The following is a 19595-nucleotide window of genomic DNA, read 5'->3' on the forward strand; positions in this document are numbered from 1 at the left end:
AGAATAACGTATTTAACGAAATGGTCGATTATTCATGACAAACACCCACCAACAGAATCAGATGGCCAATGCTATCCGTTTTCTTGCTATTGATGCGATTGAAAAAGCAAATTCTGGTCATCCGGGCTTGCCAATGGGAGCAGCCGATATTGCTACGGTTCTTTATACAAGATTCCTTGCTCATGACCCCAAAAAACCTCGCTGGCCTAACCGTGATCGTTTTGTGTTATCAGCAGGACATGGGTCTATGTTGCTTTATGCTCTCTTGTATCTTTCTGGTTATGAAGATATTGGCATTGAAGATCTCAAAAATTTTCGCCAATTAGGAGCAAAGCTTGCTGGGCATCCAGAATATGGGCATGTGGCAGGAATCGAAACAACGACTGGTCCTCTCGGACAAGGATTGGCTAATGCCGTGGGGATGGCTCTTGGAGAGCGTTTGCAAAATGCCCGTTTTGGTGATCTTATCAACCATTACACTTATGCGTTGGTGGGCGATGGATGCCTTATGGAAGGGATATCTCAAGAAGCACTTTCCCTTGCCGGTCATTTGAAACTCAATAAGCTTATTGTGTTGTGGGACGATAATAATATTTCTATCGATGGAAAGATTTCCCTTGCTGACAGTACAGATCAGATTGCGCGTTTTAAGGCATCTGGTTGGGAGACACATAAAGTCAATGGGCATGATCAAGCAGCAATTGCGCGAGCTATTGAGGCGGCACAAAATTCCGATAAACCAACTTTGATCGCTTGTAAAACAACAATTGGCTTTGGAGCACCCAATAAAGCGGGTACCAATAAAATTCATGGAGCTCCTTTGGGCGCACGAGAAATCACTGAAACCCGTATCGCGTTAGGGTGGGATGCTGAGCCTTTCGTTATTCCAGCCGATATTCTCGATAATTGGCGCTTGGCTAGTCTCAATGCTGCTAAAAAACGCCAAAAATGGGAAGAAAAATTTGCTGATCTTCCTGTCTCAGAGCGTGTGGAGTTTGAAAGATTGATGCGGGGCGATCTCGTGGGCGGATTTGATGGCGCTATTGATACTTATAAACAGAAATTGGTTGAAGAGCGCCCCGTTGTTGCTACGCGTAAAGCTTCGGAAATGGCTCTTGAAGTGATCAATGAGGTCGTTGTTGAGACTATTGGTGGTTCGGCTGATTTAACCGGATCTAATAATACAAAAAGCAGCCAGATGAAAAGTATCTCTGCTGAAGATTTTTCAGGGCGCTATCTGCATTATGGAATTCGCGAACATGCAATGGGAGCTGTGATGAATGGTCTTGCCCTTTATGGCGGCTTTATTCCTTATGGGGGAACCTTTTTATGCTTTTCTGACTATATGCGTCCTGCTATGCGTTTGTCTTCTCTCATGGGGTTGCGGGTGATTTATGTCATGACTCATGATTCTATTGGTCTTGGTGAAGATGGTCCGACCCATCAACCCGTAGAGCATTTGGCTTGCCTGCGTGCAATGCCTAATCATTTTGTGTTCCGTCCTGCCGATGCTATGGAGACAGTTGAGTGTTGGCAATTGGCTTTGAAAGCATGCGGGACGCCTTCTACCTTGGCTTTAAGTCGACAAAATCTACCGCTTTTGCGTCAAGAGTATGAAGAAGAAAATCTCTGTATGCTTGGTGCTTATGAATTCCTAACAGCTAGCGATGATGCACAAGTGACGCTGTTTGCTTCTGGTTCAGAATTGCAAATTGCAGTGGAGGCACATGCGGTGTTAGAAGAAAAAGGCATCCCAACGCGTGTGGTTTCTGTGCCTTGTTTTGAACTTTTTTCTCAACAATCTCTCTCCTATCAGCGTGCTCTCATTGGAGATGCACCGATTAAAATTGCCATTGAAGCTGCTGTCGCCCAAGGATGGGATCGTTTTATTGGCTGTGATGGTGTGTTTATTGGTATGGAGGGCTTTGGGGCAAGTGGAACAATTGATGCCCTTTATGCGCATTTTGGTATTACTTGGGAAAATGTCGTTGCCACCGTTGAAAAAGAGCTGGAAAAGATCAAAGAGGAAAAGACAAAGTGACAGCTTGTGTTGTCATGAATGGGGTGATTGTAGGGCATCATATTCTGTGCAGTGCTGTGGATGATCTTGTGCATTATTGTGGATAAGTGAGTGAGTGATCAAGATATTGACATTGTGGGAATTAATGATTTTGGATTGGTGAAATACCCATTTATTGTGTTTTAAATGTTGTGCTTAAAAAATTGATGAGGAAACATGTGAAATGACAGTTCGTGTTGCAATTAATGGGTTTGGTCGTATTGGTCGCAATATTTTACGTGCACTTGTGGAAAGTGGACGACAAGATGTTGAAGTGGTTGCAATTAATGATTTGGGATCGGTGGAAACAAATGCCCATTTATTACGCTATGATTCAGTTCATGGGCGTTTTCCTGGTATCGTTAAGGTGGTAGGGGATGCTATTGATGTGGGAGGTGGTTTAATAAAGGTATGCGCAGAGCGTGATCCTGCTCAATTGCCTTGGAAAGATTTGGATATCGATATTGCTTTGGAATGTACGGGCATTTTTACTGCGCGTGATAAAGCAAGTGCTCATTTAGATGCGGGGGCAAAGCGTGTTCTTATTTCTGCGCCTTCTGAAGGAGCAGATTTTACGGTCGTCTATGGGGTTAATCATCAATCTTTAAGCAGCGAGCATCGCGTTGTTTCAAATGCTTCTTGTACAACCAATTGTTTGGCGCCTGTTGCACAAGTTTTACACAATACGGTGGGCATTGAAAAGGGCTTTATGACAACAATCCATTCTTATACGGGTGATCAACCTGTATTGGATACAATGCATCGGGACCTTTATCGTGCACGTGCGGCAGCTCTTTCTATGATTCCTACCTCAACAGGAGCGGCAAAAGCTGTGGGATTGGTCTTGCCAGAATTAAAGGGATTGCTTGATGGTGTATCGATTCGTGTTCCGACCCCTAATGTTTCTGTGGTTGATTTGACATTTATCGCTAAGCGTTCCACAACAATCGAAGAAATTAATACAGCTATTGCTACTGCTGCACAGGGTTCTTTGAAGGGCGTTTTGGACACTACAGAAGAGAAACTCGTGAGTTGTGATTTTAATCATAATCCTCATTCAGCTATTTTCCACAATGATCAAACCAAAGTGATTGATGGTAAGCTCTGTCGCGTTCTGGTTTGGTATGATAATGAATGGGGCTTTTCTAACCGTATGAGTGATACGGCAGTGGCTTTTGCTCAGACAATATAAGAGGACCTCAGGGTCCTCTTTTTATAAGGAAAAGTCTCATTTTTGTGCAATTTTGAGAAAAACAGATAGAGGCTGTTGTTCTCATGCGCTAGAGAGAAGAGGCTATTGAAACATTGATGATGTATTTTGTTTTAATACTGTGTCAATACGTGCTTTTAAAAGATGAATGAAAGAGTAAACTTTAAAAAGTAAGATCTGAACGAGATACCCTTTGAGAAAACGTTAGAAAACAGGAGATGTAAACTCTTTTTCCTAGAAGTAAAAGGAAGCTTTAATAGAGATCAAGTTGAGCCAATGCATTTGTTTGCCACAATGGAATATGAAGATTAAGAGCAATGGTGGGCTTTTGTACATTTGACGATAAAAGCTTTGGCTTTTCAAACAGAGGGTGAGAGATGGGCTGTCGTGGATCTCTTGTAAAAGCAAAGAGGGGGGGATAAGTGGAAAGAAAAGTGGGCAGGGTTGTTGGATGCGTTTTTATTTGAAACAATGGAAAGTGAAGAGGAAGCAGTGATGGGGTTTCGTACACTTGATGATGTTGATGTTTTGGGTAAACGTGTTCTGGTGCGCGTAGATTTTAATGTTCCTATGGCGCAAGGTAAGGTATGCGATGAGACGCGTCTTGTACGACATAAAGAGACACTCGTTGAGCTACAAAAGCGTGGTGCTAAACTTATTCTGCTTTCTCATTGTGGTCGCCCCAAAGGAAAGGTAGAGCAAGAGTTTTCACTCCGTCCTGTTGTGCAAGTGCTGGAAAAGATCATTAATCAGCCGGTTGCTTTTGCTCCTGACTGTATCGGTTCGGCGGTGCAGGTTGCAGTTGAGTCATTACAAAATGGTGGTGTTTTACTGCTTGAAAATGTTCGTTTTTATGCTGGTGAAGAAAAGAATGATTGTTCTTTTGCAGAAGCTTTGGCTCATAATGGAGATCTCTATGTCAATGATGCTTTTTCAGTTTCTCATCGTGCCCATGCTTCGGTGGAGGGAATAACGCATTTGTTGCCTTCTTATGCAGGACGGTCTTTGCAAGGTGAATTGCAGGCATTAGAAAAAGGACTTGGCAATCCAGCACGTCCTGTGGTTGCTCTTGTGGGAGGAGCAAAGGTTTCTAGTAAGCTTTTTGTGCTCAATCATTTGGTGGAAAAAGTTGACTCCTTAATTATTGGTGGGGGGATGGCTAATAGTTTTTTAGCAGCGCAAGGTATCCATGTAGGGAAATCACTGTGTGAACATGCATTGATGGAAACGATAAAAAAAATCATTAAAAAAGCGCAAGAGTGTCACTGTACGCTTCTGCTCCCTCAGGATGCTGTTGTGGGATTTCGTTTTGAAAAAGATGCACCGCATCGTCTTTATGACATTGAAGATATTCCACAAGATGGCATGATATTGGATATTGGGACGCGCTCTATTGCGCATATCAATACTGCGATAGATGAAGCTGCTACTCTTGTGTGGAATGGACCCCTTGGTGTTTTTGAGATGCCTCCCTTTGATAAGGGAACCATTGCCGTTGCACGCCATGCAGCAGAACGTAGTTTGACGGGAAATTTGGTTTCAATTGCGGGAGGGGGCGATACGGTTTTTGCCCTTAATCATGCCGGTGTTGCCAATGATTTTACTTATCTCTCAACTGCTGGAGGAGCTTTTTTGGAATGGATGGAAGGTAAGGTTCTTCCTGGTATTCTTGCTCTTATGCAGGCTTAAAGGGCTTCTTTGAAGGGAAGGTTAAAGAAAAGCTATACAATCGTGTAGAGTGTTTTGATAGTGTTGCGCATTTTTAGAAATTAAGACAAAATAAGAGGAATTTTTTATGAATGAACGGCTTGAAGATATTGCACTTGCTTTGGTGCATGCGGGTAAAGGTATTTTGGCGGCAGATGAAAGTACGGCGACCATTGGAAAGCGTTTTGAAAGCATTGGTGTTGAATCCAATGAAGATAAGCGCCGTGCTTATCGTGAAATGCTTTTTAGTACAAAAGAAGCGATGGAAAACGCCATCTCTGGGGTTATTTTATTTGATGAAACCATTCGGCAAAAAGCATCAATTGGGAAAATGTTGACGGATCTTATTCGGGATTCAGGCGCTTTGCCAGGGATTAAAGTTGATACCGGTGCAAAACCCTTGGCTGCTTTTCCCCAAGAAACAATTACCGAAGGGTTGGATGGTCTTCGTGAGCGGCTAAAAGATTATTATGCTTTGGGAGCACGTTTTGCTAAATGGCGGGCGGTAATTGCTATTGATGAACACACTTTGCCAACAAGAGGCGCCATAAGACAAAATGCACAAGCTCTTGCACGCTATGCTGCCTTATGTCAGGAGTTCAATATTGTGCCCATTGTTGAGCCGGAAGTGTTGATGGATGGATCATCGTGTGGGCATTCAATTACACGCTGCTTTGAGGTGACACGCACTGTTTTGCAGGCTGTCTTTAAAGAATTGTTTGAAGCTCGTGTTCTTTTGGAGGGGATGATTTTAAAACCCAATATGGTGATTGATGGAAAGGATGCTCGCAAGGCTTCTGTTGAAGAAGTTGCTGAAAAGACTGTCCAGGTGCTTAAACAGACTGTTCCTGCCGCTGTTCCCGGAATTGCTTTTCTTTCTGGAGGACAGTCTGATCAGGAAGCAACGGCGCATTTATCTGCTATGAATTCTTTGGGCGCATTGCCTTGGAAATTGACCTTTTCCTATGGACGCGCATTGCAAGCAGCTGCCTTAAAAGCATGGGCTGGAAAAGATGAGAATATTGCTGTTGCACAGAAGGCATTTAGTCATCGGGCTCGGATGAACCATCTTGCGGCTTTGGGACAATGGACAAAAGAACAAGAAAAAGCGTGCGATTGAAGCACAAGCTCTGTTCTTAAATGCGGAGAGATTTTTCATATTTCTGCGTGATTTTTTGGGTGCCCTCATCATGATAAAAATGGCGGGGGCATTTTAGGCTTAAAAGCTTTCTCAGAGAGTTTTTTCCTTGGACCTTTTAAAAGTCTTTAATGGGTGCTATCGAGAGATAAGATTGCGGGAGAGGTGCAATTTCGAGAAGGGGAGATAATGCTAGGAAATTTGTGAATGCACAGCACTTTAGTATGGTGTCGTTCATGAGGTGGTACTTACTTTTTGAGTGAAAATCATAAAGCTCATACTGTATTGAAGAGTTTGATATTGTGATATTTTTTCTTTTTCATGTTATCATTACTTGTCATCAGCAGAATTCATTTGATTGCAGTTTTAAAGGTGGATTAAGCGGGTAGATTAGAGAGTTGCGATTTCTGAGCGGATTGGAATACAGCTTATGAAGCTTTTCTGCATCAGGGTAGCTTCTTCTTCAATGGGGGTAGACTTTCTATTGGCGAACGAATTGAATAACTCTTGCGAAAGAAAATAGATTTGCCCCTCAATAAAACACCTATTTTTTCGTTAAAATGGATAAATTTTTCTTGTATTTTTTGATGATATAATTACAAATGTCTAACTTCATAGCATCTTGGCTTAAAACGGGGGGAGTTGTGGACGGTATATCTTCTAAAAATAACAGTATATCTTCTAAGAATACAAGCATCAAAAGAAAAAATCAATACGCAGAACAGAGCTTTTCTGCAATTATGATGCGAAAATTGTGCAATATGGTGCGTGGGGTATTCGAAGGGATCTTTACAGTATTTACTTTCATAATTTTTATTATCTTGCTCAACATACGTGGACCGGTTCATGCCATACTAAGCTTCTTTTCGGGTGCGAGTGGATTAGCGTGCTTTTTCTTTTTTGTCGGATACTACTTACAACGCCGCGAAGCAACAGCAGATGAAGCCGGTATATCGCTCACATTAATCTTAGCAATTGGTGAAGGCGTTTTTTCTATTTGCTGCATGTATGCTATGTGGGGTTACGACGCTCTCTTGTTCCGTTTAGCACCTCCTGGGTATGTTCTTATTCTCCCTGAATAAATAGAGTGCAATTCGTTTGCATACAAATAAAAATGAGAGGCTGTCTGCCTCTCAAATTCTTAATAATCGCTCTCCAAAATCATAACATCAAACCCGCTTTTAATGAAGGGACTAACAAGCCTTGGGTCCTTAAGCCTCAAGGCAACCCTTTACAAGGGCGGTGCGCCTAACGGCATCCTTGACCTTAAGACACTCAAACGGCTTATTTTGTTTTTCTCATGTATGATATAAGGGGAAAGCTTCTCATCGTGCCTAAATGGTAACTTATCGTGTGTTAAATGGAAAAATGAGAAAAAGCATCTTTATGCAATATAATCCAATTATGATTTTTTGATTTGAAGATAAAGGGTTTAAAGTTCTACAAGACTGATACGATAAAGGGGGGAAGTTGCCTATCTTAGAAACTAAGGCGTATTTTAGGTGCTCTTGATATAGCTATCTCACCAAATGGTTTTGAAGACTTATCCTTTTAGCTCTATTCACTAAAAGGTCATTTTGAGGGGGCTTGGCTAATGAATGTAAAGGAAAATTAGCATGTAATATTTCGCTTTTCTGGTATAGATGCTGAATGAGTTAATTATCTAGAGGATCACTGAAGAGGGAGCGCTAAAAAATGATGGAAAAACCGCTGCATTTTGGTGAATTCGTGGTTGAAGATATAATCGTAAAACTTGGCTTATCTGTTCCTGAAACAGTTGAATGGTTTGAAATGGTTAGGGTGTCAGTTCTGCATATGCTTGGCTCGCTATACAAAAAAATTATGATTTAGTGCAAGCTTTTAAACATAAATACCCTAAAGATATATCTTCTTTGTATATGTTCTTATCATCGTTAATGTGCCTTCTTAAAGCATGATAGGGGGTGCTATAAAGTTGAGGGCTGTAAAATATATGGGGCTTGGAGGGGGTGAGAAGATGGTGTTCAATCGAAGTACTCTATCCTTATTTTTATGGGCTATGCCTGAAAGAGAGAGCTGGAGAGACAATTTATGAGCAAAGAGAACGGTGTTTTGAGGTTGCGGTGTCTGCAAGAGCAGAACAGTGATCGTGGTGATATTTACAAACAATAAATTTGATAAAATTTTACAATTTTGCCAAAAGCCGGTTTATTATAAAAGCTGTTGCTCATGTGCTCTCACAAAGTTATAAGAAGCCAAAAAGTGCTAAAAGAGTCTTTGCTCTTTTTCAATAATATGGATCTGCAAACAGTGTTCAAAAAGTGTTCGTTTTTTTGAAAGAGAAGAAAAGGATATTCTTGCAATAGAGAGAAGCGTATTTGTGAATTACAATTTGTCATGATTTTCGGTAAACACTATTATTTATAGCGGTGAGAGAGGGTATGAAAAGTTTTTCATATTCAGTTTTTTTAAAGAGTGTGGTCAGTCTTTAGGGTAGTGCTTGTGTCCCTAGAGCCTATCAAGTGAGCCCGCATAAAGGCTTCAAGAAAGCGAGCACCTATTATACTTTTTGCCAGCGTATACTCTTTTGTCAGCGCCCCAATGTTTTGACAGCCCTTAGAACGTAAAGGGGCAAGGGAGGTATTTCATTCCTTTCTTGTACCGTTTTACTCCACACGCCAACTCTGCTTGTGATGAGCAAGCCAAGAGATTTTGTTTGATTCACTATGAGGGTTTGACATGAGAAAATCCTATGGTATTCATGATCTTTCATGAAGAACAATGAATTATCCTTATAAATCAACGTGACAGTGCTGTTATGAAGAGAACTCCTTGCACATCTTAATAGCCCATAGCGATTAACTTGGTATTATTTTATATTCTGTACACAGAAGTGTCTTTATAAAAATACTCCATCTTGCGCAGAAAAAAGAAAAACATCTCAATGCTTGCTTTTCTTTTTTCCATGAGAGATTTAAATTGATAAGCCTGTCTGAAAAAAGTGCTGTTTATGCCCTTAAAGATATTGCTCTTGTATCAAGATTACTTATTCGGGTGAAAATTGGAGTTTTGCGAGGTAAGCATAAACGCCATTTTTTGCCACAAGTTCGGCATGGGTTCCTTCTTCCACAAGGGCGCCTTTATCCATAACAAGAATGCGATCTGCTTTTAAAATTGTTGCCAAACGATGTGCAATGACCAAGGTTGTGCGGTTTTGCATCAACCCTTCTAAGGCGTCTTGCACCAACTTTTCACTGTTCGCATCTAAAGCAGATGTTGCTTCATCAAGCAGCAACAAGGGTGCATTTCTTAAAATTGCCCGCGCAATACCAATGCGTTGTTTTTGCCCCCCAGAAAGCATGGTACCGCGTTCTCCTACTTGCGTATCCAAGCCATCTGGTAAAGCTTGAATAAATTCAAGTGCATTAGCCGCTTTAGCAGCAGCAAGGATTTCTTCTTCATGGGTATTTTCAGTTCCAAAAATAATATTATCACGCAATGTTCCATCAAAAATAGCAACATCTTGTGGAACATAGGAAATTGCACTGCGTAAATCTTGTAAAGAAAGGCGATTAATTTCTATGCCATCCAACCGAATTGTTCCATTTGTCGGGTCATAAAAACGAAGGATCAAAGAAAAAATGCTGCTTTTTCCTGCTCCGGAAGCCCCAACAAAAGCAACCGTTTCGCCTGCTTTTACAGAAAATGAAAGCGAGCGTAAAACCTTCTCTTGTGGTCTAGAAGGATAGGTAAAATCAACCTGATCAAAAACAAGTTCACCTCGAACAGGTTGCTCTAATGATAAAGCATTTTTAGGAGCTACAATAGTAGGTTGTTCTTGTAACAATTCGGCAAGCCGTTCAGCAGCGCCGGCTGCTTGGATTAATTCTGCTCCCAGTTCCGATAATTGCGCAAAAGTAGAAGCTCCAAAAACCGCATAAAGGACAAATTGCCCTAATGTCCCTCCTGTCATCGTTCCATTCAAAACATCACGCGATCCAATCCATAAAACAGCAACCACACTGCTAAAAACCAAAAAAATTGCAAACCCCGTAAAAAAGGAGCGCAAGATTACAGAAGCACGTGCTGTTTGAAAAGCACGTTCTATCAATTGTGAAAAACGTATTGTAACGAGTTTTTCAGCGGTAAAAGCTTGCACAGTGCGAATAGCACTTACCTGCTCTGTAGCAACAGCATTGGCATCTGCGAGACGATCTTGCGCCGCGCGGGTACGAGAGCGAACTTTACGTCCAAAGACTACCAAGGGAATGGCCACAACAGGAATAGCAGCTAAAACCAACAAAGACAATTTAGCATTGGTGATCACCATCATCACGACGGCTCCGATCACGATAATCAGCTGACGCAAAGCGGTAGAGGCGGTAGAGCCCACAGCTAATTTTATTTGTGTGGTATCTGTTAGAAGCCTTGAAACAATCTCTCCTGAATGTGACCGATCAAAAAAAGCAGGAGAAAGTTTCATAATATGGACAAACACATCACGCCGTAAATCGGCAACAATCCGTTCTCCTAAGGTGATAACACAGTAATAACGGGCTGCTGAAGCAAATGCGAGAAACAAGGCTAAGATAAACAAAATTCCAAAGTAAAAATTGATATGTCCATGGCTTGAAGTAGAAAACCCATGATCAAACATTTGGCGGATAGCCACAGGCAAAGCTAATGTGACTAGAGCAGCAACAGATAACGCTAGAAAAGCAAAGATAAACAACCAACGATAGCGCAAAAGATAAGGAACAAAAATTGCAAGCGAAGAGAATGAAGATTTTTTAGGGGAAGACTTTGTCGATTTTTCTGAACGAGAACGTAATGTCATAAAATTTTGCTCACTGTATTGGATTTGTAACACTTGATACAATGATGTATCTTGAACACTTGTTTTTTGATGCGTGCTCAGTTATAGGAATAAATACTTTAAATCAATGTATCAAAAAGACAAAGGAAGTGCACTTAAAAAAACAAGCAAGTGCTATTTCATTCTATAAACGCAAAAGGTTTGACGCATGAAAGCGAATATTCACCCCAACTATCATAAAATTACCGTTGTTATGACGGATGGAACCCAATATACGACGCGCTCTACTTGGGGAAAAGAAGGCGATACTCTTAATCTAGATATTGATCCAAGAACGCATCCGGCATGGACAGGTGGCTCCCAAACACTCGTAGATCGTGGTGGTCGTCTTTCTAAATTCAAAAATCGTTTTGGTAATATTGGCATGTAAAAGCCTCCTTTTTATGGGGAACAAGGGTTTTAAACAAATCGATTGCAAACGATGAGTTTTTTATCCTATCAAAGAGTGCACTTTAAATATTAATTCAAAAACGCATCCGACATAAACAGATGAGTCTTAAACACTTATAAATCATTGTGGTTGCGTTTTTAAATTCAAAAATCATTTTGAATATATGCATAAATCCTTTCTTCCCTAGAGTATAAAGACTTGAAATAAAATAATTGTAAACTTTTCTTCTTTTTTTGGAACTGAACATACCCATGGAGAGGAAATTTTGGCCACTTCTAAAGCTGCCAATGCATTTGAATTTATTCAAGCTTTACCAGATGGCTTGGATACGCAAGTAGAAGAACGTGGTACCATGCTTTCTGGGGGGCAAAAACAACGCATTGGTATTGCATTGGCGATTTTAAGAAATGCAGCCCTCTTGTTGCAAGCCGGCACCATCATTATATTTGCCAACTCGTGGATGTTGCTACAGCCCTTGGCACTTGAGATAATTTATTATAGGCATTTTAAGTCCTTTCTTAATAGTTTTTTTATTCACGCGGGCTCTCTCCGCTTGGTACGTGCAAAAGGCATGGTTTTGATTGGTTCACCATGAAACATGGTTTGAAATGAGAGAATCTTACGGTATTCGGGATTCTCATTCAACATATAAAACAATGAATTATTATTATAAATCAAAATGTTGCCACTTGATGAAGCAAGATTTGCTTTAGATGCAAACAGTGAAAAGTTGGTGCAAGATACCTTAGAAGGATTGATGCAAAATCCTAAATCTTGGTCATTGCACATCGTTTGGCAACAATTTTAAAAGCAGATCGCATTCTTGTGATGGATAAAGGCGCCCTTGTGGAAGAAGGAACACACAACTCATTATAAAAAATAATGTTTATGCGCATTTGGCTCAACTGCAATTTTCATCTGAGTAAGTGATTCTTGATACAAGAGCAGTATTTTTAAGGGCATAAACAGTATTCTTTTCAGACAGGCTTATCAATTTGAAACTCTCATGGAAAAAAGAAAGGCAAGCATTGAGGTGTTTTTCTTTTTTAACGGGCTGTTCTTTTTTCTGCCTGACATTTTTATAAAGACACTTCTGTGTATAGAATGTAAAACGATATCCAGTTAAATCGCTATGGACTATTAAGATGAGCAAGGAGTTCTCTTCATAACAGCACTGTCACGTTGATTTATAATGATAACTCATTGTTTTTCATGAGAGATTTTACATGGAATTTATCGTTTCAAATTTGGTTATGTTGCATTAGTCAAAACCATTTCTCTTGTATGTTGCAAGCAGAGAGAGCTCGCGTGAAGTAAACACTTTAGAAAGAATAAGTCCTCTTCATGAAGCGTCCCAAGTTTTAGGGGCTGTAGTAATATTGAGGGGATTAGGAAAGTGTATGATGATGTCGCTTTACTAAAAAACAGCCGATAAATGAGTAGAAAGACGCTTTTTATCGATGCTATAAACAAGGTGAGCACGCAGCCATGTTTTGCTGTGTTAGGCTTTTGAGTACTTTGAACCAATATTGTGGGAGTGCATTTTAAGAATTATAAAGCTCTTCTTAAAAGTGCATAAATCATTAGAGCAGTACAATTAAATACAAATTGTTTTATTTTACCAATAAAAACATCTATATTTTGTGTATTGTTTTTATTAAAATAGAATATGTAGTGATTTTCAAATCATATATACACACAATGATACAATATCGAGGGATCGATAAAAGAGCTGCGTTAAATGTTGGTGAGAATAAAAGAAGGCAAGAATGGAAGAAGACATAAAATTGGCAATAGCTTTCATAATAGCTATAATTAAGGTCATTTGGAAATGGGGGAAAAAATGTGGGAGTGTAAGATGCGGCGTTATGATTTTCTGCATCATATGGATGGGGAAGTCGTGGTATTCGGGATACTCAGTGGATTTTTTGTTCGGTTTGGCAATGATAGTGTGTTGTGGGGGAAGCTTAATGCTTGCATTGGCAATTTATCAGAACAAGCATTTAACTAAACAACTTGAGCAAAAAGAGCAAGAATGCGCTGGACATAAAGATATTATTGCTCAAGGGGAACAGAAATGTCTTCAATTGACTGAACAACTTGAGAAAAAAAAGCAAGAGTGCGTTGGATATCAAGATATTATTGCACAAGGGGCATATAAGTGTCTTCAATTGACTGATCAACTTGAGCAAAAAGCGCAAGAGTGCGCTGGATATCAAGATATTATTGCACAATGGGAACAGAAATGTCTTCAATTGACTGAACAACTTGAGCGAAAAGAGCAAGAGTGCGCTGGACATAAAGATATTATTGCACAAGGGGAACAGAAGTGTCTTCAATTGACTGAACGACTTGAGCAAAAAGAGCAAGAGTGCGCTGGACATAAAGATATTATTGCACAATGGGAACAGAAGTGTCTTCAATTGACTGAACGACTTGAGCAAAAAGAGCAAGAGTGCGCTGGATATCAAGCTATTATTGCACAATGGGAACAGAAGTGTCTTCAATTGACTGAACAACTTGAGCGAAAAGAGCAAGAATGCGCTGGACATAAAGATATTATTGCACAATGGGAACAGAAGTGTCTTCAATTGACTGAACAACTTGAGCGAAAAGAGCAAGAATGCGCTGGACATAAAGATATTATTGCACAATGGGAACAGAAGTGTCTTCAATTGACTGAACGACTTGAGCGAAAAGAGCAAGATTGCGCTGGACATAAAGATATTATTGCACAAGGGGAACAGAAGTGTCTTCAATTGACTGAACGACTTGAGCAAAAAGAGCAAGATTGCGCTGGATATCAAGCTATTATTGCACAAGGGGAACAAAGGCTTGTTAAAAAAACTCAAAAAATATCGCAGGAATGGTTGAAACAATGGGATGAGGGAGTAAGGCTATGGGAAAGAGACGTACTGGGGATAAAAAATCCTAGGGAAGATATGAAATTCAGTGGAGATCGGCTTCCATTGGTAAAGGATATTTGTGTTCGAGGGGATCACAAAGTGCGTTTATTGTACAAGCAAGCACTTGGAAAAAAACTTACTTATGAACATTACAAAAAAATATGTAGTCTCTTGGATACCTCATATTTTAGGAAATTTTTTGTAAAAGCAGTGCGATTAATGAGCAAGAATGGAATAACTCTGCAAAAGTTTGTAGATCCTCTTACGAACAAAAAACGGAGTCAACCTACGATGTTATTACTTCATTGGTGGTTATATGTTCTTGATGATATGATTACAGCTGAATGCAAACAGCACCAAAAGGAAAACTTTACAGGGGAGGATGAAAAGAAAAAATTTACAGATACTTTGTGGGACAACATATCTATAAGTATAGAACACAAAGAGATAGAGAAAATGCTAAAGCTTTCGGAATCTTGGTCTGGTGAGTGTACTTTATTATTATATTGTAAAAAGAATGTGTTGTTGTTGTTGTGTGATATTTCCAGTGATTATAAGGAGGCAAGAGAAACTTTCATTTACTATAAGAAGCTTATTAAAACAGTGAAAAAAGGCTATGTTGCCTTTGATAATGGTTGCCATTCTGTCACAGTTAGAGAAGTAATCAATACTTGTCAAGAGAATGACACAAATAGAGCAAAAAATCTTTCCATTGTTGAAGGGAATCCAACATTTGAAGAAGCTTACAAATTAGGCGTTAAAGAGTGGATGAAATCATCAAATGAGAAATGCGATAACCGATTGATCTTTTGGGAGAAGCTTGTTGAGGAAAAAAAGTTAAAAGAAAAATTAAAAGTTATCTTTGGGGATAAGAAGGTAAAGGCGCTGAAAGAGGCTATTGAAAAAGATAAAGAGCAGCTTGCAAGTGAAATGCAGAAAGCAATTTTGGAAAACAAAGATTTTTGTTACTATAAATCTCGAGAGTATTTCATAGACTATCTGAGATAATGGTTAAATGAAGGGGGGGGAATGGCTGTATAAATCAATGGATTTGCTAAAATTTCTGTTGTCATGTAGAGGTGAAAACTATGAGAGGCATATGTGATAGCCCTTAGCAGAGAGGGGATATTTTAAATTATAGTCAATCTTTTTTGCTGTGTAGGCGGTGATTTCTTAAGAGAAGTAGGGGAGAATGTTGGCTTCTGATGTCGTTGTTGCTTCTTGGGGCGTTTTGTTGTGATGATATTTTTTTTGCGAAATATATCGCTGCCGCCTTCTTTATCGGTGACAAAACCACCGGCTTCACGAACCATCAGTATTCCAGCAGCCATATCCCAAATTTGCAGGTTATCTTCCCAAAAGCCATCGGTTCTGCCAGAAGCAACATAAGCTAAATCAAGAGCAGCAGCACCAAAACGGTGAAGTCCGGCAACTTCCATCATTATATTGCGTAATTCAATAAGATAGGTTCCATGACCTAGGCGACCAAAATGAGGCATGCTTGTAGCAATGACACAATCTTCCAGTCTGCGTCGAGCAGAAACGCGACAGCGTCGGTTATTGAAAAAAGCACCATACCCGCGTTCTGCGGTGAAGAGTTCATCACTCACGGGATTGTAAATGACACCAGCAACGACTTTCCCTTGGCTTTCTAAAGCAATGGAAACAGCAAAAAAAGGAATGCCATGGAGAAAATTTGTGGTGCCATCTCAAAGGGTCAACAATAAAACGGTGTTGTGAATCTTCTCCAATGATTTCTTCTGACTCTTCCATCAGAAAACCAAATTTGGGGCGCGCTTTGCTTAATTCATTGAAAATAATTTTTTCCGCTTTGCGATCTGCTTGGCTGAGGTCATCTGCTAGATCTTTTCTGAGGTCTAAATGCCTTTTTTGAGGGTTTTTTCTAATTTTAGGCGAATGTGTTCATTGCCGGCAATGATATTTTTTTTGCGAAATATATTGTTGCCGCCTTCTTTATCGGTGACAAAACCACCGGCTTCACGAACCATCAGTATTCCAGCAGCCATATCCCAAATTTGCAGGTTATCTTCCCAAAAGCCATCGGTTCTTCCAGCAGCCACATAAGCTAAATCAAGAGCAGCAGCACCAAAACGGCGAAGTCCGGCAACCTCTGCCATCACATTACGTAATTCAATAAGATAGGCTCCATGATTTGGGCGACCAAAATGAGGCATGCCTGTGGCAATGACACAATCTTCTAGTCTGCGTCGAGCAGAAACGCGACAGCGGCGGTCATTGAAAAAAGCACCACACCCGCGTTCTGCGGTGAAGAGTTCATCACTCACGGGATTGTAAATGACACCACCAACGATTTTTCCTTGGCTTTCTAAGGCAATGGAAACAGCAAAAAAAGGAATGCCATGGAGAAAATTTGTAGTACCATCTAAAGGGTCAACAATAAAACGGTGTTGTGAATCTTCTCCAATGATTTCTTCAGACTCTTCCATCAGAAAACCAAATTTGGGGCGCGCTTTGCTTAATTCATTGAAAATAATTTTTTCCGCTTTGCGATCTGCTTGGCTGACATAATCTGCTGGTCCTTTCAAAGACACTTGCAAATTTTGCACTTCACCGTAATCACGTACCAACGAGCGTCCTGCTTTCATTGCAGCTTGCACCATGACATTCATGACTGCAGAATGGGCCATTTTTTATTCCTTTATTTATCTTTTTCATTTGCGCGACGCAAATAAATCAACTCATTGGTGTCTACAATGATACGTTCACCAGCATTCATAAAGGGGGGAACAAGAATACGAATCCCGTTTTCAAGAATGGCGGGTTTATAAGAGGAGGTAACCGTTTGTCCTTTGATGGCAGGGTCGGCTTCTGCAATCGTGACAGCAACTTGATCAGGAAGTGAGATGCCAATAGGCTTTTCTTGATAAAGTTCAACTGTGACAGTCATCCCATCTTGGAGAAACGCAGCACGTTCACCAACAAAATCCTTTTGAAGTTCTAGTTGTTCATAAGATTCTGAATCCATAAAGACCAAAGCATCCCCTTGTTGATAAAGAAAGGTGAAATCTTTTTGTTCAAGGCGCACGCGTTCAACTGTCTCAGCAGCGCGAAATCGCTCATTAAGTTTTGTACCATCAATCAAATTTTTCATTTCAACTTGGTTAAATGCACCACCTTTTCCTGGTTTTACAGCGTTGCATTTAACTGCAACCCATAAGCTTCCTTGATGTTCGATCACATTACCAGGGCGAATTTCATTGCCATTAATTTTCATCGTTTCTATCCAATTCTATTCTTGCAAAAAGAACTCTCTTGTTGTCTTTATGGCGCTTTTCTTTGCTGCCTTTAACAGTCAAGCTCTTTTGTTATTTTCGGGCTAAAATCCCTTTGATTAACCTTGCTGCTCTCTCATGGTCCTGTGTGCTCTTTATGGGCTTTCTCCTGCTTTTTGCAAAGAGAAAAGCTTAAGTAAAAAAGGACCTTTATGTATTTTTGCTTTTCAGCTCTTTGCAAGACCATAAAAAGCGCTCAGACGCAAGCTTTTTAAAAATTTGCACAAAAATTTTTTAGAATTTTGGGGGAAATTTATCCCGTTGTGTCGTAAAATATCATCATTGATGGCAATAATATAATTGATGGCAATGATATAAGTTCCCTAAAACCATGAGATGTTTTTAATTAAGAATATGTGATGAATATGTGAATACGGAGTTTATTATAGTGTCTCATGGGATAGAGCGTGGTGTGTTGTCACAGGGTGTTCGTTTGTATTCTCATCAGAGATGAGCTGTAAAATGGCTCTTTGTTTTATCGAGGTTAGGACTCTAAATTTTTTGAGAAGCAGGTATTTTTCTGTACTTGATGCGATTTCATCATGAGAGTACGGGGGCTGTTGTTTTGTTAAGATATCAGCATAGAAAAAGAGAAGTGGAACATTTGAGATAGCGGCAATTTATTTTAAACGCCCTATGCTGACACGATTTAATCCGTTTTCATATTTCTGGATTTGTTGGAAAGTGGCACTTAAATGTTGACCTAATGTTTTGTAAGACATTTTAAGCATTTTTCGTCTCAAACGAATTTTTTTGCCAATGAATTTGCCACTGAAAATGTCGTTATAAGGATTTTACCAAGACCCTAGAAAATGCTACACGGGATATAGAAAACTCTTCAGCTGCTTCAATCACAGATAGTCCAAGTTTTGCATTTACATCTTCGCGTAACAATTCACTAGGGTGTGGGGCATTTTCATTATTTTTAGTATTCTTCTTTTCTTAAATCTCAAAGCTATAATTTACACTATTTTGTATTGTCACAATCTATAATAAAATTTATCCACTCTGGCTAAAAATGAGGTTTTTTATTGAGGTGAAAATCTCTTTGCCTTTCGCAAGAGCTTTTAAGTCTTTACGTGTAAAATATAGAGTATGTTTACATTAAATAGCGGGTTCATCTGGGCTGAGTATTTATATAAGAACGCGGCTCTCCGTTCACGTTATACTGAAAAAGAGACACTATAGTGCTACTATTTAATCTTATTCTATAACTCAAATTCACACCCATGTTTTGTTGCTTTTGAGGTTGATCTGTATAGATCACATTATATCCATTCCGTCGCAACAGATTGATAAATAAAGGAGTAAAGTTGTCTGCTGTATTATTTTTCTTTATAAGAAGTGTGGTTGTAGCTGGTGGTAAAAACCCTTTGTTACCGCTAATAAATTTGTTAGCGACTAATTGTGCCTGACGCTTTGTAAGACTTTGATCAACATAATTTGATGAATAATTGCCTACAGATGCGCAACCAGCCACCAACACAACCGGTGACAGCAATAAATATTTTAACATCTTTAATTCCCCTTACTTATTGTTGCTCTTTATTTGCGAAGCTCCTCTTCCAGAAATAAGAGCAACTTTACGCATAGCACATTAACAACATATCGGTATCTAATCAATCGGTTAATTAATCAATGAATAATGGTTTCAGCTGTAAAGGCTGCTTGAAGTGCTTCTGGTGGCGTATATTTTAATAAACTGCTGCTTTTAGTGATTATGATAAAAAAGCAATTTTTTGCGTTTGCATGTTAAGAGCATGTCCTCTATCACTATTATAAAATGATGTGTTAAGTGTTATTCCAGATTGATCAAAAAAATTTTCAAGCATTGCTTTTTGAGGGCTGTCTTTTTTTAAATACGTATGAATGTTTATTCTGTTTTTTTAAATACTATCGTTTGAGGTGTGGTGCTATAAGACATAAAACTTTGCACATGTGATGTTTTTATGAGAGTGTGTGGTGAATATTTGAGGGAGAGCTTGTCCGGATAATCTTGTGAAATGAACCACATA

14 protein-coding genes and 3 pseudogenes are annotated in these 19595 nt (G+C 39.5%); 11 read left to right on the top strand and 6 right to left on the bottom strand.

Annotated elements, in window-relative coordinates; translation table 11 throughout:
• Positions 1 to 34: 34 nt before the first annotated feature.
• From tkt to ACFING_RS02680, 6 genes are all read left to right on the top strand, one after another.
• Positions 35 to 2041: a transketolase gene (gene tkt, locus ACFING_RS02655; RefSeq protein WP_375621006.1), complete on the top strand. Its 2007-nt coding sequence runs from the start codon at positions 35 to 37 to the stop codon at positions 2039 to 2041.
• A gap of 202 nt (positions 2042 to 2243) precedes the next feature.
• Positions 2244 to 3251 carry a type I glyceraldehyde-3-phosphate dehydrogenase gene (gap, locus tag ACFING_RS02660; RefSeq protein ID WP_375629694.1) on the top strand — a complete coding sequence of 336 codons (1008 nt, stop codon included), beginning with the start codon at positions 2244 to 2246 and terminating at the stop codon, positions 3249 to 3251.
• A 513-nt stretch (positions 3252 to 3764) separates the two neighbouring features.
• Positions 3765 to 4958, top strand: coding sequence for a phosphoglycerate kinase (locus ACFING_RS02665; protein WP_375621050.1), 1194 nt, complete (start codon positions 3765 to 3767; stop codon positions 4956 to 4958).
• 106 nt (positions 4959 to 5064) lie between these two features.
• On the top strand, positions 5065 to 6096 hold the full coding sequence (locus ACFING_RS02670) for a class I fructose-bisphosphate aldolase (protein ID WP_375621004.1): 1032 nt from the start codon (positions 5065 to 5067) through the stop codon (positions 6094 to 6096).
• Positions 6097 to 6758: 662 nt separating this feature from the next.
• Positions 6759 to 7196: a hypothetical protein gene (locus tag ACFING_RS02675; RefSeq protein WP_375629697.1), complete on the top strand. Its 438-nt coding sequence runs from the start codon at positions 6759 to 6761 to the stop codon at positions 7194 to 7196.
• A 613-nt stretch (positions 7197 to 7809) separates the two neighbouring features.
• Positions 7810 to 7965, top strand: a complete 156-nt coding sequence (locus ACFING_RS02680; protein WP_375613193.1) for a hypothetical protein — start codon at positions 7810 to 7812, stop codon at positions 7963 to 7965.
• A 1174-nt stretch (positions 7966 to 9139) separates the two neighbouring features.
• Here ACFING_RS02680 and ACFING_RS02685 read toward each other — a convergent pair.
• On the bottom strand, positions 9140 to 10930 hold the full coding sequence (locus tag ACFING_RS02685) for an ABC transporter transmembrane domain-containing protein (RefSeq protein WP_375621002.1): 1791 nt from the start codon (positions 10928 to 10930) through the stop codon (positions 9140 to 9142).
• A 187-nt stretch (positions 10931 to 11117) separates the two neighbouring features.
• On the opposite strand from ACFING_RS02685, the gene rpmE reads away from it, so the two are divergent.
• From rpmE to ACFING_RS02710, 5 genes and pseudogenes are all read left to right on the top strand, one after another.
• The gene (gene rpmE / locus ACFING_RS02690; RefSeq protein ID WP_005774581.1) at positions 11118 to 11339 is read left to right on the top strand and encodes a 50S ribosomal protein L31; all 222 of its coding nucleotides are present in this window, start codon (positions 11118 to 11120) and stop codon (positions 11337 to 11339) included.
• Between the two features lie 286 nt (positions 11340 to 11625).
• On the top strand, positions 11626 to 11955 hold the full coding sequence (locus tag ACFING_RS02695) for an ATP-binding cassette domain-containing protein (RefSeq protein WP_375629700.1): 330 nt from the start codon (positions 11626 to 11628) through the stop codon (positions 11953 to 11955).
• 84 nt (positions 11956 to 12039) lie between these two features.
• Positions 12040 to 12286: pseudogene (locus tag ACFING_RS02700) on the top strand (ABC transporter); the annotation flags it as partial.
• Between the two features lie 917 nt (positions 12287 to 13203).
• Complete coding sequence (locus ACFING_RS02705) at positions 13204 to 13371, top strand: hypothetical protein (RefSeq protein ID WP_273790483.1); 168 nt, start codon at positions 13204 to 13206, stop codon at positions 13369 to 13371.
• Positions 13331 to 15274 (top strand): hypothetical protein, encoded by a 1944-nt coding sequence (locus ACFING_RS02710; protein WP_375629705.1) that lies wholly within the window; start codon positions 13331 to 13333, stop codon positions 15272 to 15274. Before ACFING_RS02705 ends, ACFING_RS02710 begins: the two co-directional genes overlap by 41 nt.
• Before the next feature lie 122 nt (positions 15275 to 15396).
• Here ACFING_RS02710 and ACFING_RS02715 read toward each other — a convergent pair.
• The 5 genes and pseudogenes from ACFING_RS02715 to ACFING_RS02735 all read right to left on the bottom strand — a co-directional run.
• A pseudogene (locus tag ACFING_RS02715) lies at positions 15397 to 16135 on the bottom strand (inositol monophosphatase family protein); the annotation flags it as partial.
• Positions 16136 to 16143: 8 nt separating this feature from the next.
• Positions 16144 to 16935 carry an inositol monophosphatase family protein gene (locus tag ACFING_RS02720; RefSeq protein ID WP_375629708.1) on the bottom strand — a complete coding sequence of 264 codons (792 nt, stop codon included), beginning with the start codon at positions 16933 to 16935 and terminating at the stop codon, positions 16144 to 16146.
• Between the two features lie 11 nt (positions 16936 to 16946).
• Entirely contained in the window at positions 16947 to 17522 is a 576-nt protein-coding gene (gene efp, locus ACFING_RS02725; RefSeq protein WP_015856958.1) for an elongation factor P, read from the bottom strand.
• 441 nt (positions 17523 to 17963) lie between these two features.
• A pseudogene (locus ACFING_RS02730) lies at positions 17964 to 18359 on the bottom strand (helix-turn-helix domain-containing protein).
• A gap of 338 nt (positions 18360 to 18697) precedes the next feature.
• Positions 18698 to 19096 carry a hypothetical protein gene (locus ACFING_RS02735; RefSeq protein ID WP_375629711.1) on the bottom strand — a complete coding sequence of 133 codons (399 nt, stop codon included), beginning with the start codon at positions 19094 to 19096 and terminating at the stop codon, positions 18698 to 18700.
• Positions 19097 to 19595 lie beyond the last annotated feature (499 nt).

Origin of the sequence: Bartonella sp. AP150HLJHH, assembly GCF_042196385.1 — a bacterium.
In the GTDB taxonomy this organism is placed as follows: Bacteria; Pseudomonadota; Alphaproteobacteria; order Rhizobiales; family Rhizobiaceae; genus Bartonella.

Bases quoted from the DNA above. Each gene is read 5' to 3' on its own strand.
- tkt (WP_375621006.1), top strand. From the start codon at position 35: ATGACAAACACCCACCAACAGAATCAGATGGCCAATGCTATCCGTTTT.
- gap (WP_375629694.1), top strand. From the start codon at position 2,244: ATGACAGTTCGTGTTGCAATTAATGGGTTTGGTCGTATTGGTCGCAAT.
- ACFING_RS02665 (WP_375621050.1), top strand. From the start codon at position 3,765: ATGGGGTTTCGTACACTTGATGATGTTGATGTTTTGGGTAAACGTGTT.
- ACFING_RS02670 (WP_375621004.1), top strand. From the start codon at position 5,065: ATGAATGAACGGCTTGAAGATATTGCACTTGCTTTGGTGCATGCGGGT.
- ACFING_RS02680 (WP_375613193.1), top strand. From the start codon at position 7,810: ATGATGGAAAAACCGCTGCATTTTGGTGAATTCGTGGTTGAAGATATA.
- ACFING_RS02685 (WP_375621002.1), bottom strand. From the start codon at position 10,930: ATGACATTACGTTCTCGTTCAGAAAAATCGACAAAGTCTTCCCCTAAA.
- rpmE (WP_005774581.1), top strand. From the start codon at position 11,118: ATGAAAGCGAATATTCACCCCAACTATCATAAAATTACCGTTGTTATG.
- ACFING_RS02705 (WP_273790483.1), top strand. From the start codon at position 13,204: ATGTGGGAGTGTAAGATGCGGCGTTATGATTTTCTGCATCATATGGAT.
- ACFING_RS02710 (WP_375629705.1), top strand. From the start codon at position 13,331: ATGCTTGCATTGGCAATTTATCAGAACAAGCATTTAACTAAACAACTT.
- ACFING_RS02720 (WP_375629708.1), bottom strand. From the start codon at position 16,935: ATGGCCCATTCTGCAGTCATGAATGTCATGGTGCAAGCTGCAATGAAA.
- efp (WP_015856958.1), bottom strand. From the start codon at position 17,522: ATGAAAATTAATGGCAATGAAATTCGCCCTGGTAATGTGATCGAACAT.
- ACFING_RS02735 (WP_375629711.1), bottom strand. From the start codon at position 19,096: ATGTTAAAATATTTATTGCTGTCACCGGTTGTGTTGGTGGCTGGTTGC.